This window comes from Lacunimicrobium album (assembly GCF_052161635.1).
Lineage (GTDB): Bacteria > Planctomycetota > Planctomycetia > Planctomycetales > Planctomycetaceae > SXPC01.
In genome coordinates, this window is the sequence record NZ_CP197413.1 from 4,729,773 (window position 1) to 4,742,728 (window position 12,956).

Annotated in this window: 9 protein-coding genes; 7 read left to right on the forward strand and 2 right to left on the reverse strand. The window is 56.9% G+C overall.

The genetic code is table 11. From position 1 onward, the window contains the following. Positions 1–9 precede the first annotated feature (9 nt). Positions 10–249, reverse strand: coding sequence for a hypothetical protein (locus SH248x_RS18965; protein WP_459555893.1), 240 nt, complete (start codon positions 247–249; stop codon positions 10–12). A gap of 209 nt (positions 250–458) precedes the next feature. Between SH248x_RS18965 and SH248x_RS18970 the strand changes: the two genes are divergently transcribed. The 6 genes from SH248x_RS18970 (at position 459) to SH248x_RS18995 (ending at position 10,837) form a co-directional block, all read left to right on the forward strand. Beyond that, entirely contained in the window at positions 459–2,354 is a 1,896-nt protein-coding gene (locus SH248x_RS18970) for a DUF4332 domain-containing protein (RefSeq protein WP_459555894.1), read from the forward strand. Positions 2,355–2,415: 61 nt separating this feature from the next. Continuing rightward, the gene (locus SH248x_RS18975; protein WP_459555895.1) at positions 2,416–2,697 is read left to right on the forward strand and encodes a hypothetical protein; all 282 of its coding nucleotides are present in this window, start codon (positions 2,416–2,418) and stop codon (positions 2,695–2,697) included. 385 nt (positions 2,698–3,082) lie between these two features. Then, entirely contained in the window at positions 3,083–5,956 is a 2,874-nt protein-coding gene (locus SH248x_RS18980; RefSeq protein WP_459555897.1) for an ABC transporter transmembrane domain-containing protein, read from the forward strand. A 248-nt stretch (positions 5,957–6,204) separates the two neighbouring features. After that, positions 6,205–7,158 (forward strand): histone deacetylase family protein, encoded by a 954-nt coding sequence (locus tag SH248x_RS18985; RefSeq protein ID WP_459555898.1) that lies wholly within the window; start codon positions 6,205–6,207, stop codon positions 7,156–7,158. Positions 7,159–7,375: 217 nt separating this feature from the next. Next, positions 7,376–9,211 carry a BatA domain-containing protein gene (locus tag SH248x_RS18990; protein ID WP_459555899.1) on the forward strand — a complete coding sequence of 612 codons (1,836 nt, stop codon included), beginning with the start codon at positions 7,376–7,378 and terminating at the stop codon, positions 9,209–9,211. A 405-nt stretch (positions 9,212–9,616) separates the two neighbouring features. Further along, a complete protein-coding gene (locus tag SH248x_RS18995; protein WP_459555900.1) occupies positions 9,617–10,837 on the forward strand; it encodes a sialidase family protein in 1,221 nt (406 codons plus the stop codon). A 168-nt stretch (positions 10,838–11,005) separates the two neighbouring features. Here the strand turns inward: SH248x_RS18995 and SH248x_RS19000 are convergent, their stop codons facing one another. Further along, positions 11,006–11,476: an acyl-CoA thioesterase gene (locus SH248x_RS19000; RefSeq protein WP_459555901.1), complete on the reverse strand. Its 471-nt coding sequence runs from the start codon at positions 11,474–11,476 to the stop codon at positions 11,006–11,008. Positions 11,477–11,721: 245 nt separating this feature from the next. Between SH248x_RS19000 and lpxB the strand changes: the two genes are divergently transcribed. Then, positions 11,722–12,897: a lipid-A-disaccharide synthase gene (lpxB, locus tag SH248x_RS19005; protein WP_459555902.1), complete on the forward strand. Its 1,176-nt coding sequence runs from the start codon at positions 11,722–11,724 to the stop codon at positions 12,895–12,897. The last annotated feature ends 59 nt before the right edge of the window (positions 12,898–12,956 follow it).

A 12,956-nucleotide genomic window follows, 5' to 3' on the forward strand; every position in this document is an offset into this window, starting at 1 on the left:
AATGCCCTATTAGCTTCCAGGCAATTCCGCATCCCGCTTCTCATGCATTCGTTTAAGAAACGCCTTCTTATCCCAAACCTTGGTATGTCCGCTGTCAGCCGCAGCGATTGCCGGTGCAAGAATGTCGAATAGCTCTTCTGGCGACAGTCCGATTCGCTCAAGTAACTCAGACTGAGAGTCATCTTGAGAACTGTCTCCGGTTCGGCTGTGTAATGGTTGCTGGTGTTCTTCACTGAATTGATCGGTCATCGTTCACCTCCAGATACGATTCATCGTACCGCTCATTTTACTGTCTCGGCCATCAAAATAAGCAACTCTCGTTCTCAACGCCTCTCCACCCCCCGCTTCTCCCCCGACAAATTTACAAAACCCCCTCCCCTGCGACTTCTCGTCTGTTCGCGCTGATCGCGATCCGATATGCACAGCCCTTGACGTCTCAATTTCGACAAGGACTGGTCATGAGTTTGTTGTTTCGGGTCATCTACGCCGCCCAGGCAAGTTCGACGCACCATAAGCTGGCGCTCGATGCCCTCACGTACCTGTCTCACCCCTCTTCGAAACAGTGGCGGGATCTGTTTCTCAAGTATCACTCCGTCTATCTGCGCGGTGCCAAAGACCCGGATACGATCTTCAAAGACTTCCGCAATCACGTCCTTCACGTCTCAGAAAACTACTGGGGCGGAGCCGCGATCACCGCTCGTGGCTGGTACGAGCGAACCGTCGAACTGCTGCAGCGGGAAGAATGGGAAGAAGCCGTCTATGCGGCGGGCGTTCTCAGTCACTACTTCACCGACCCGATCATGCCGTTTCACACCGGCCAGACGACCCGCGAATCTCAGATCCACCGGGCAGCTGAATGGAGCGTCACCAAGTCGTACAACGAACTGATGCGCTACGCGACCGATCAGGGCGAGATCCCCAAGCTCAAAGTCCCGACGACTCAGGACTGGCTGGAAGAATTCGTCCGACAAGGCGCGACACTCGCCCACGAATATTACCATCCACTGATTGAACACTACGACTTCGAGACCGGCAGTCGCTACCCCGAAGCGGGCTGGGATGATTACGCGCAGAAGGTCCTCTCGCAGTTGCTCATGTACGCAGCCGTTTCGTTTTCAATGGTCCTCGACCGTGCGTTTTATGAATCCAAAGCAACGCCTGCAGAAACCGATCTGACGCTCGAGACATTCCTCGCGACGATCTCGATGCCGGTCAACTGGATCACCAAGAAGATGGAACACCTCGCGGAGCAGTCGCAGGTGGAAGCGATTTTTCGCGAACTCAAAGCAACCGGCAAGCTCGTCTATAACCTGCCGGAAGAGCAGCGGGTCGTCAAGGAATGGGCAGACCGGGCCCGCAACGCGAACTCGTCGCTGAAGTCAAACAAGAAGCAAGGTCTGGCTCGCCCGATCTCGACGCAGGTCGAATCGCCTCCGCCAGTTCCTGCCCGGAAGACAGCACCAACTCCGCCGCCAGTGCCTGTCGCCAACCGTTCCACGCTGCTCGAACCAACCCCGATCAAAGCGATCCCTCCCCTTTCTCCTGCTGCCTTGAAAGCAGAAGAATCGAGCCTGGCCGCGACCGCATCGCCGACACGCGTCGAGCGAAAGCCCGAGCCAGCCCCTGTTCACAAGCCAGTCAAGACTTCACCTCTGGACTTCGACATTCCTGTCGCGAATGCCAAGTCCTCGCGTGAACTTGAAAAGCAGGCGGAGATCGATCTGCTGGAAGCGGCTCGCCTGTCAGTCGAACAAGCTCAGCCGCGACGTCCCGAAATCAAGATGGTGAAACCGGAACCAGTCAAACAACACGTGGTCGAGAAATCACCCGTGCGTTATGAGCAGATCCTGCCGACGACGCCAGCTTCCGTTACCAAGACGCCACCACCATTACCAGTCGCTGCCGTTTCTCATGGTCCGCAGTATCACTTGGAACTGTCCAGCGACGTCGTCGACGCCCCGTCGATTGGCCCGAAGACGGCTGCTCGTTTCTACCGCATCAACGTCAAGACAGTCGCGGACTTCCTCAAGCTCGACGCCAAGACAACCGCCCACCGCCTCAACACCAGTCACATCAAGCCCGATACGATCCGCGAGTGGCAGGATCAGGCCCGTCTGGTCTGCCAGATTCCAGGACTACGAGGCTACCACGCCCAGATCCTCGTCGGCTGCGGCTACCGCACACCAGCCGACGTCGCCAAAGCGAACCTCGACGACCTGTCTGTCCAGGCCTGGGACTTCTCGCAGACCTCGGTCGGCCAGTCAGTCTTGAGAAACTCACAGCTCCCGGAAGTGGAGAAAATGCAAGGCTGGATCAACGCGGCCAGACAAGCGCGAACGCTGGCAGCGGCGTAGAATGAGTCTTTGATCTTCCACCCAGGGTATCGTAATATGACTTTTCTTCGAGGAGAAAGTCATGTCAGTTCCAACACTTCCGATCACGATACGCCCATTACGGTTAGAAGACATTGAAGCTTTTCGTCTGTATGCAATCTCGAAATTGGAGTCACAGGATAACAAGATTTCCTTTGCCCAATGTGTCAAGCAGTTCATTGATGACACTTTTCGAGAAGAAGATCTGGAAGCAATCCGAGAGGGACTAGCGCAAGCGGAAGCAGGACTTTGTACCCCATTTGAAGAAGTGGATCGTAGAATTCGGGAGAAACTCGGATTTCCCTTGAAGGACGAAATGCGTTGATGCCCACCGATTCGCAACCGACGGGGTGACTGGGGTCAGGATCGTTAGCTGACCCCAGAATGTGCGTCCACCAGCAAGTTCAGACGGCGGTTGCAGCAACCGCTCGACGCTTGCCACCAATAAACTTGCTTTTTCGTCTGACGAGTTTCTTCCGGTTTGACTTGGTGCCCTTCGTGGCTTCGTGGCAAAACCGTCTGACCTTTTTCTCCGACGTTCCAACTTCTCTTCTTGACCCTGCTTTCCGCCGCTCATAGAGTTTCCCTCGAAATTCCACCATGTGTGCGAACGGAGTCGCATAAACAACGCTTCCGCGAAAGTGCTAATCGCGATCAGTTTCCCCTGACTTCTGGCAAAAGTCGCCCCCGGTCTGGAGACCACCCCCATCATGAACGTTTCAATCCTGCCACAGGCCGTGGCTGATTGTCTCAATCTGCACGACCTCAACCACCGCCCCATTCTTCTGTCGGCGGAGTCCGACCTGGGAGATGACGGCCAGGCACGCAAACACTGGCTCGTCGTGACGGCTGACCATGCCTCGGTCATCGAGGAACCTGCCTCGTCCACGGAAAACACAGCGGCGAAACTGCGTATTGCGGTCCCCATCAAAGAGATCCAGTCGGCGCGCACCGTCTCGGGCATCGGCTCGGGTGTGCTGCAGATCCGTTCCGGCGATCACTGGAACGACGTCATGCGGTTCTCCAACGGGCTGGCGGATCGATTCCACTTCGTCGCGCGCAAGCTGGAAGTCCTGCACGAAAAAGGCTGGGTCGATGTCCATGCAGACGAGCAGACCGATGCAAACCGCTGCCCGACGTGTCAGCTACGCCTGCAGAATGCCTCGGAAACCTGCCCACGCTGTTTCCACCACCACAAGATCTTCCATCAGGTCAAGGACCTCATCCGCCCACAGCTGGGGCGAACCCTGCTCCTCTGCGGATTGACGATCCTGGGCGTGAGTGCAGAACTCGTCCCGCCGAAGTTGCAGCAGTATCTTGTCGACCATGTGCTGACCGTCGGCAGCGGCTCGACGGCGCCGGATATCTTCGCGACGCTGCTCATCGTCGTGATGTCGCTGGCGGCTTCACGGATGGTGCTCTCCGCGGTTGAAGTCTTCAAAGGGCGTCTGGCGACGTCCATTGGAACGCGTCTGACAAGTCAACTACGCGCCAGCATGGTCCAGCGTCTGGAAAAGCTCGCGATCGCCTACTACGACCGCCATCAGGTCGGCTCGCTGATCAGCCGGGTCGCGTACGACAGCGAAGCCATCCACGGGCTCGTCCACCAGATGACCGGCGGGTTCCTGCTGCAAATCTTCCAGCTCGTCGGCGTGTGGATCATGCTGATGTCGCTGAACTGGAAACTGGCGATGTTCACGCTGATTCCGGTCCCACTCCTATTCGGCGGGAGCTGGTTTTTCTGGAAGTACGTTTATCCGCGTCACTTTCGACTTTGGGACGCTTCGTCCAAGCAGATCGCCGCTCTCTCCGGGATGCTGACCGGAATTCGGGTCGTCAAAGCCTTCGCTCAGGAAAAACGCGAGTTTGAAAACTACCAGAAGCACAGCGAACACCTGCGTTGCTCGCGTCTGAGTGTTGAGTATGCCAACAGCACGTATGCCGCGACCATGCAGCTCATCTTCAGCCTCGGCGGTCTGATCGTCTGGTATGTTGGTGGTCGTGATGTCATTGGTCAGCAGATGACCCTCGGGCAGCTGATTGCGTTCCTGGCGTATCTGGCGATGTTCTATGCCCCGCTGACGACGCTTTCCAACTTCACGTCCTGGCTGTCGAACTTCATGACCGGGACCAAGCGGGCTCTCGAAATCCTCGATGCCCCCGTCGCGATCGATGAGAAAGCCAACACCGTTCCCTGGGACGACGTGCAAGGCGCTATCGAATTCGAAAATGTCACCTTCGGCTACGACCGTCACCAGCCCGTCATCAAGAATGTTTCCTTCGACGTCAAGCCGGGCGAGATGATCGGGATTGTCGGCAAGTCGGGCTCGGGCAAGACGACAATGGTTAACCTGCTGGGACGATTTTACGACGTCAACGAAGGCCGGATTCTTATCGACGGCATCGACGTCCGCGATATGTCTCTCACACAGATCCGCGAACACCTCGGCATCGTCCTGCAGGATTCCTTCCTCTTCCGCGGGACGATCTGGGATAACCTCGTCTACGGCAAGCCCGGCACGACGATCGAAGAAGGCCTTGCCTCAGCGCGAGCAGCCGGGGCTCATGACTTCATCGCCCGGAACCGCCTCGGCTACGAAACGCCTCTCGGCGAACACGGGGCAGGACTCTCCGGCGGCGAGAAGCAACGTCTCTCGATCGCGCGGACCCTGCTCTACAACCCAAAGATCCTCGTCCTCGACGAAGCCACGAGTAATATCGACGCAGAGGCGGAACGCGAGATCCAGCAGGCCCTCGAAGTCCTCATCCAGGGCCGAACCACGATCGCCATCGCGCACCGACTCTCGACGCTGCGAAATGCGGACCGGATTCTTGTCTTCGAACGTGGTCGTCTGATCGAGGAAGGACCTCACGCCAAACTTCTCATGGAAGGGGGCACCTACGCACGACTGGTGAAAATCCAGACGCAGCTTTCCAAAGATGCGAATGTCGATACCCTCGAAATCGCGCAGACAACTGCGACCGCTGTCGAAACTCCCCCGGAGTCAGTCCCGACTCCTGACCGTGTCGAACCCACGCCGTCAAAGCGTCCCGTCTTGCACTGGCTGGATCCACTGCGCGACGTGATTTCCGTCGGGGCGACTGGCCAGCTACACGTCAAGAAAGTTCTCGGCGACGCGACCTGGGATCGCGGGGCCACCGAAGAAATCGATGACGTGTTCGCGATCCGCCTGTTCCCAGCGAACCACCCGCTGCGTTATCTCAGTCTGAGAATGTGGAACGAACATGGCGACCACATCGAAGTCGGCCTCATCCGCGATCTGGCCCAATGGCCTGTCGAAATGCAGCAGATGGTCCGCGCCTCACTCGACCGTCGTTACCATTTCCGACGCATCACCCGCATCCACAAGATCCGCTTAGCCCACGGCTTCCTGGAATGCGACGTCGAAACCCAGCTGGGACGCGAAACCTTCCTGATGCGCTGGACCCAATCCAACGTCCTGGAATTCGGCCCCACCGGCAAGATCATCACTGACTCGGAAGAGAACCAGTACGTGATCGAAGATGTCACTGCCTTAAAACCCAACGACCACTTGGAATTCCAGCGTTACATCTACTGGTAACGGGTTAATGAAATGGGTGGCTGGGGTCAGGCTTGTTAGCTGACCCCAGAATGTGTGCCCAAGTGCGAATGAACTGGGGTCAGCTAGAAAACCTGACCCCAGCCACCCGCTGAACCCTCGGCCAACCTCCGAGGGTTCTTTTTTGCGCTGGCATTGCGGTCTTCCCTCTCCCCGGTTGGCGTATGACTTCTCCCAAGGTACGATGAGACAAACTCATTTTCTCACCGTCTCAAAAGTCTGCCGGATTGATGTCGTCTCTTCTTTTGACTGATCGTCGTTGCCTGCTGCATGAAACCGGGACACACCCGGAAAGTCCTGGCCGTCTCAAGGCGATCTGGGAACGTCTCGGTATCACGAAAGACGTGCAAACGCATGATGCCTGGACCCGCCCTTTCGAGCCCGCCCCGATGAAGGCCCTGCAGGCGATCCATGACCACGGATATCTGGAGCGCGTCGAAGCCGTCTGTCGCAATGGCGGCGGTTACTGGGACGCCGATACGATGCTCACGCCGAATTCCTTCGACGTGGCTCGTCTCGCAGCCGGGGCAGGGATGGCTGCCGTTGATGCGGTCATGACGGGCGAATTCTCCAACGCTCTTTCGCTCATGCGTCCTCCTGGTCACCATGCCGTCGTGAGCAATGCGATGGGGTTCTGCCTGGTCAACAACGTCGCGATCGCGGCTCAGCATGCGATCGATCAATACGGCCTCAAACGAGTCCTCATCATCGACTGGGACGTCCACCACGGCAACGGCACGCAAGACATCTTCTACGCCCGCAACGATGTCTATTTTTTCTCCATGCACCGCTTTCCTCTTTATCCGTTCTCCGGCAAGAAAAACGAAATCGGCACCGGCGCCGGCGTCGGTGCAACGTGTAATCTTCCCCTCTCGCACGAAGTCCCGCGCGAAGAAGTTCTGAAGCGTTTTGAAAAGTCGGTCATCGAATTTGCTGACATCGCCAAACCGGAATTGATCTTCATCTCCGCTGGCTTCGATGCCCACAAAGACGACCCCGTCGGCAGCGGCGGCCTGCACTTAAATTCCAGTGACTTCGCCCACATGACAAAAATCGTGATGAACCTCGCCGAAACCCACTGCGGCGGTCGTCTCGTCAGTCTTCTGGAAGGGGGTTATAACATCCAAGCATTAGCCGAGTCGGTCTGGTATCATTGGAATGCCCTCAACGGAAACGATGTTTGATCTCCAACGAATCGCCTGAGTCGGGCGTATTCTCGTAGGGTCCGCTGTGCGGACATTTTCGCTTGAGGAACTGAAAGACCAGCATCGTAAATTTTTGATAGCCGGTATCGGGACTAGTGTCGATTGATGGTCCGCACAGCGGACCCTACCAGACCGACAACTCCGGACAGACAGGAATGTCTGTCCCACCAATTGAATCACTGAAAGACGTTCATTCATGTGGGGCCTGAGCTTTGCGAATCCCTGGGGGTTACTGGCCCTGTTGTCGATTCCGGTGATCGTGTATCTGCACATGTTTCACCGCCGACTCCCGCGATTGGAGATCGCAGGCATTCATCTCTGGTCCGCTGATGCCCTGCCACCGTCGGCTGGGCGACGACGAGAACAGCTGCCCCTCTCCTGGTCGCTGTTGTGGGAACTTCTCGCAGCGTTACTCATCGCCCTGCTGCTCAGTCAGCCTCGGTTTACGCCCTGGGATTACTCGCCGCATCTGATCGTTGTGCTCGACCACTCCGCGTCCATGAATGCGCGAGTCGACAGCAAAGCTGACAGCCCGACGTTTGCCAGTCGTGCCCGTGACACCGTCGAGACACGCATGGCGCAACTTGGCCGCAATGCCCGACTGAGCATCATCCGCTCGGGACGCAGGCCGACTCTCATCGCTGGCCCGCAAGCCACGTGGGACGAAGCGGATGACCTCCTCGCCGCCTGGTCGCCACAAGAACCCAGGCACGCTTTCGAACCCGCCTGGGACCTCGCCGCTGAGCTGGCAGGAGACGCTGGCCAGATCCTTTTTCTGACCGACTCCCTCGCCCAGACCGATCAACCAATCGGCCCCAAACGCATGGAGACGGTCGCGCTGGGACGCAGCGAGCCCAACATCGCCATCGTCACGGCGAACTGGACTTATCAGCCCGAAACCAGTGCGGGCGAAGTTTATCTGCGTCTGAAAAACTACAGCGACAAACCTTCCCAAGGCAAACTGACAGCCTCCTCCGGCAATCAGCAACTCCTCAATAGCGACGTCACACTCACGCCCGGCGAAGAGCAGCCCGTTATGTTCAAAGTCCCCGGCGGGCTGGGCGAACTCAGCATCAACCTCACTGGCGACGATGATCGTCTCCCCATCGACAGCCAGGTCAAACTCGTCGAACCAAAACCCAAACCTCTCGGCGTCGCCATCGTCAGCGGCTTCGACGACGCAACGCGCGAGATCATCGAGAAAATGGTCTCTCTGCTGCCCGATGTGCAGACAGCCAACCTGGAATCTGCAGACCTCGTCATCGCCCCGGCGTCTGCCCCCGTCTCCAGTCGCGATGACCTCTACTGGCTCGCCATCGGTCCGCTGGCACCGGCAGAGAATCCCAGCGCGATCGTCGGTCCTTACCTGCTCGAAAAACGCAATCCGCTGCTCGACGGCGTCACGCTGGAAGGTGTCATCTGGAGTGGCATTACGCCCGTCGTCGGCAAGCAGGTCACCCCTCTGATCAGCAGCGGCACGAATGTTCTTCTCGGTAAAATCTTCGACCTTTCGACTCAGGCCTACTGGCTGAACATCGACCTGACGACCTCCTCGCTGACCGAAAGCCCCGACTGGCCGATCCTGTTTTTAAACCTCGCAGAGGCTTGTCGACAGGATCAACCGGGACTCAAACGCTGGAACTTCCGGACCTACGAACGCATTCGTTTCACACTCGATGCCGCCGTCGATGAGAATGCCAAACTCCGACTCGTCACCGGCGGCGACTCGCGTCCCCTGCCGTCGACGCGTCTGATCGAACTCCCGCTCGTCGACGAAACAGGCATCTACGAAATCAAACAGGACGACGTCACCCTGGCCCGCTTCGCCGTCAATTTCTTCGACCGCGACGAATCCGACCTGCTCGCCCTCAACACCGCGAAACAGGAACCCGCTGACCCGGTCACTGCAGAATCCCTCGACCTCACCGGCATCTACACGACCCTGATCATGCTGTTCCTGCTGGCGCTACTGGCTGCCATCATCGCGGACTGGGCAGTCTTGCGAAGACGCACCGCCTCGTCGGCTTCGTAATTAAAAACAGACTTCACCACAAAGACACAAAGGGCACGAAGGTTCACAAAGTTAGAAGCTGATTGAAAAAACAGGTTCATAGTTTGTTTAACGTCTAGTCGTGGTTCGGGAGGGCGAACCTCCGTGTGAGCCGCTTCTTTGCGTTGCGAAATTCTATCAGTGCAGAGAACTTTGATGGCCTCGACGGTATCCCTTCCCCCTGCACACCATACGCTCTCGATTAAACGGTGTAGCGTTGCAACGCGGGACAGCGGCTCGGACGGAGCCTCGCCCTCCCGTGATTACGGCTGAAATTTTCAAGCTGCTTCTAAAATTGATTCATCAGTAAGATCTCCTGTTTTTGATGATCTGTATACTTTGTGGTGAACCTCCCTCCTTAATCCTTCCCGCCTGAAAGGTCCCTCGATGTTTGCGCTCGCTCTTATCCTGCACTCCTGGCTGTCCCTGCTGATGCCTGCTGCTGATCCTGCCACATCGACGTCGACCGAAGACAACGTCCCTGGCATCATCATCTATCATCACCCGGCCAGTGTCGCGAAGAAACAATACGTCGGCTCCCCCGGCATCATTGCGCTCAGCAAGACCCATTACCTCGCCAAGCTCGATCTCTTCGGCCCCAACGCGGCCAAAGAAAACAATTATCCGACCTATGTCTTCGAATCCCTCGACGCCGGCCAGACGTGGCAGCAGATTGCGTCGCTGGATCACCTCTTCTGGGCCAACATTTTCGAACACAACGGCGCTCTCTATCTCCTCGGCACGACCGGCGAACACCAGGACCTCGTGATCCGTCGTTCCACCGACATCGGCCGCACATGGACCGAACCGCTCGATGCCAAGACCGGCCTTATCGCCCAAGGGAAGTATCACACCGCCCCCATGCCGATCATCGAACACAATGGCCGCCTGTGGCGCGCCTTCGAAGAAGCCAGTCGCAGCGCCAAATGGGGCGATCGCTATAGCGCCATGATGATCTCCGCCCCCATCGGGTCAGACCTGCTCGACCGGGATTCCTGGTTACTCTCAGACATGATCGTCAAGAACCCGAAATGGCTCGACGGCAAGTTCAACGCCTTCCTCGAAGGCAACGCCGTCATTACTCCCGAGGGAGACCTCGTCGACATTCTGCGAGTCGATGACAATCTCGGAAGAACAGCTGCCGTCGTGCATATTGACGACGATGGCAAGAAGGTCACGTTCGATCCTGAAAAGGACTTCATCGAGTTCCCCGGCGGCGCCAAGAAATTCACGATCCGCTTCGATCCACAAACCAAGTCGTACTGGACACTGACCAACTGGGTGCCCGACTTCGTCCCCAATGAAAAGCCCGCCAGCAAGCGCAACACCCTCGCCCTCGCAGTATCCAAGGACCTCAAGACCTGGGAAATTCGCAGCGTCATCCTGCATCACCCCGACCACAAAACCGTCGGCTTCCAGTACGTCGACTGGCTCTTCGAAGACGACGACCTCATCGTCGCCAGCCGAACCGCATTCAAAGACGACTCCGGCAACGCCCACAACCAACACGACGCCAACTACCTGACGTTCCACCGCATCCAAAACTTCCGCGACCTGACGATGAAGGATTCCTGCGCGGACTACCTGAAAGCCGCAGCGAAGCCATAAGAAATGTAACCACGGATCAAGACTGATAAGACAAGAAGAATAGTTTGAACCGCAGATAAACGCGGGTGAACGCAGATAAGCGGATTGGGATTTCTTATCTGTGTTGATCCGTGTTTATCTGCGGTTCTCTTCGGTATTGTTCTGTGATCTTTGTGGCATAATTCTCTGTTACCCGACGAACGGGCTTTCGGTCAGCTTCTCCCGGTATTCCACCGGGATCTCGATCGACTCCAGCGTGTGGTCCGCGCGACACAGGCAACATGCCGTCTTCATGCGACCACGCGCAATGCGCTTCTCACCTACGAACAGGTTCATCTGATACGTCACCGACTTCACCCCGACCCGTTCGATGTTGACATGAATATCGACTAGATCGTCATATCGAGCAGGGGCTTCGTAGTTGCATTGCGAGGAAACGCGTGGCCAGCCGACCATGACGTCGTCAGCCATCGGGAACATGATCGACAGACCCAGCGAGCGGAAGAAGGCGTGCTCTGCTTCTTCCATGTAGCGGTAGTAGTTTGAAAAGTGCACGATCCCCGCCATGTCCGTGTCGCTGAAATTGACACGACGCGTATGGACAAACTGCGCCTGCGGGATGGAAATATCCGTTTCCTGAGAATCGATGCGTTCAACCATCACAACTTCGAACTACAGAAGAAAACGAGCGTTCTATCCAGGCGAACATCACCGGGAGGAACGACTCCAAAAATCAAACAGGGGATCTACCGTTTCAACTCTATCACCCTGCCGTTCCCATACAACCCCTCCCGCCTGAAATCATTGTTCCAACAACTAAACTCCCCTATCAGCATTTCCCCATTTCCGATTATCTTGCCCTCCGCTCTTCCTAACGCCTAACGCCTAATACCTAGCGCCTACTCATGAAAATCTTCTTCTCCGTCGGCGAACCGAGTGGCGATCACCACGCCGCTGAACTCATCCGCGAAATCCGCTCGCGCGTACCGCAGGCCGAGTTCTACGGCTACGGCGGTCACGAGATGGAAAAAGCGGGTTGCAAGATTCTGTTCCCGATGGCGAATTATCCGCTCATGGGAATCGTCCAGATCCTGCCGTTCATCTGGATGTTCTGGAAACTCGCCTGGCGCGCCCGTGCCATCTTCCGCAGCGAGAAACCAGATGCCGTCGTCCTCGTCGATTACCCTGGTTTCAACTGGTGGATGGCCTGGTACGCACGTGGCGCGGGCGTGAGAACGGTTTATTACATGCCGCCGCAACTCTGGGCCTGGGCGAGTTGGCGCGTCAAACGTGTCCAGCGCAACATCGATCTGGTTCTCTCAGGACTGCAGTTCGAGACCGAGTGGTACCAGAGCAAAGGGGTCGACTGCCAGTTCGTCGGCAACCCGTTCTTCAGCGAAGTCGCAGACAAGCAACTCGACGAGGCTTTCATTGATCAAATGAACTCATCGAGCAAACGCATCGTCGCGGTTCTGCCCGGTTCGCGTGGATCGGAAGTCAAAGCCAACTTTCCGCACATGCTGCGGATCATGAATACGCTCGCTTCCAAGCATCGCGATATTGAATTCCGTGTCGCGAATTACAAACCGAATCAGCTTGAACTTTGCAGACAGCTGTGGGTCGAGTTCGATCCTCGCCTCCCCGTCCAGTTTCACACCGGCAAGCTGTCTGAAATTGTCCAGTCGGCGACCTGCTGTCTGATGGTCTCTGGCTCAGTCTCACTGGAAGTCCTCGCGAGACAATGCCCCGCCGTCGTCATGTACCGAACAGGTCTTATCTTCTACATGGCTGCTCGTTTCTTCATGACCTGTGATTATGCCTCGCTGCCGAATCTGTTCGTTAAACGTCCTCTCATGCCCGAGTTCGCGTTCCACGACATGCCAGACCGCTATGAGAGATACATCAGCGACATCCTCAACCACTGGCTGTCGAGCGATCGTACGCTCGCCTTGATTCGAGACGAGATGCACGAAGTCTGCCAGTCTCACAACCACGACAACGCCACGGAAAAAGCAGCCACCGCAATCCTCAACATGCTCGGCATCCAGGAACGCACCGCTAACCGCAAACTCGCCGCGTAATTTTACTGTCCCTTCTCCCTTGAGGGGAGAAGGTGCCCGAAGGGCGGATGAGGGTGGGG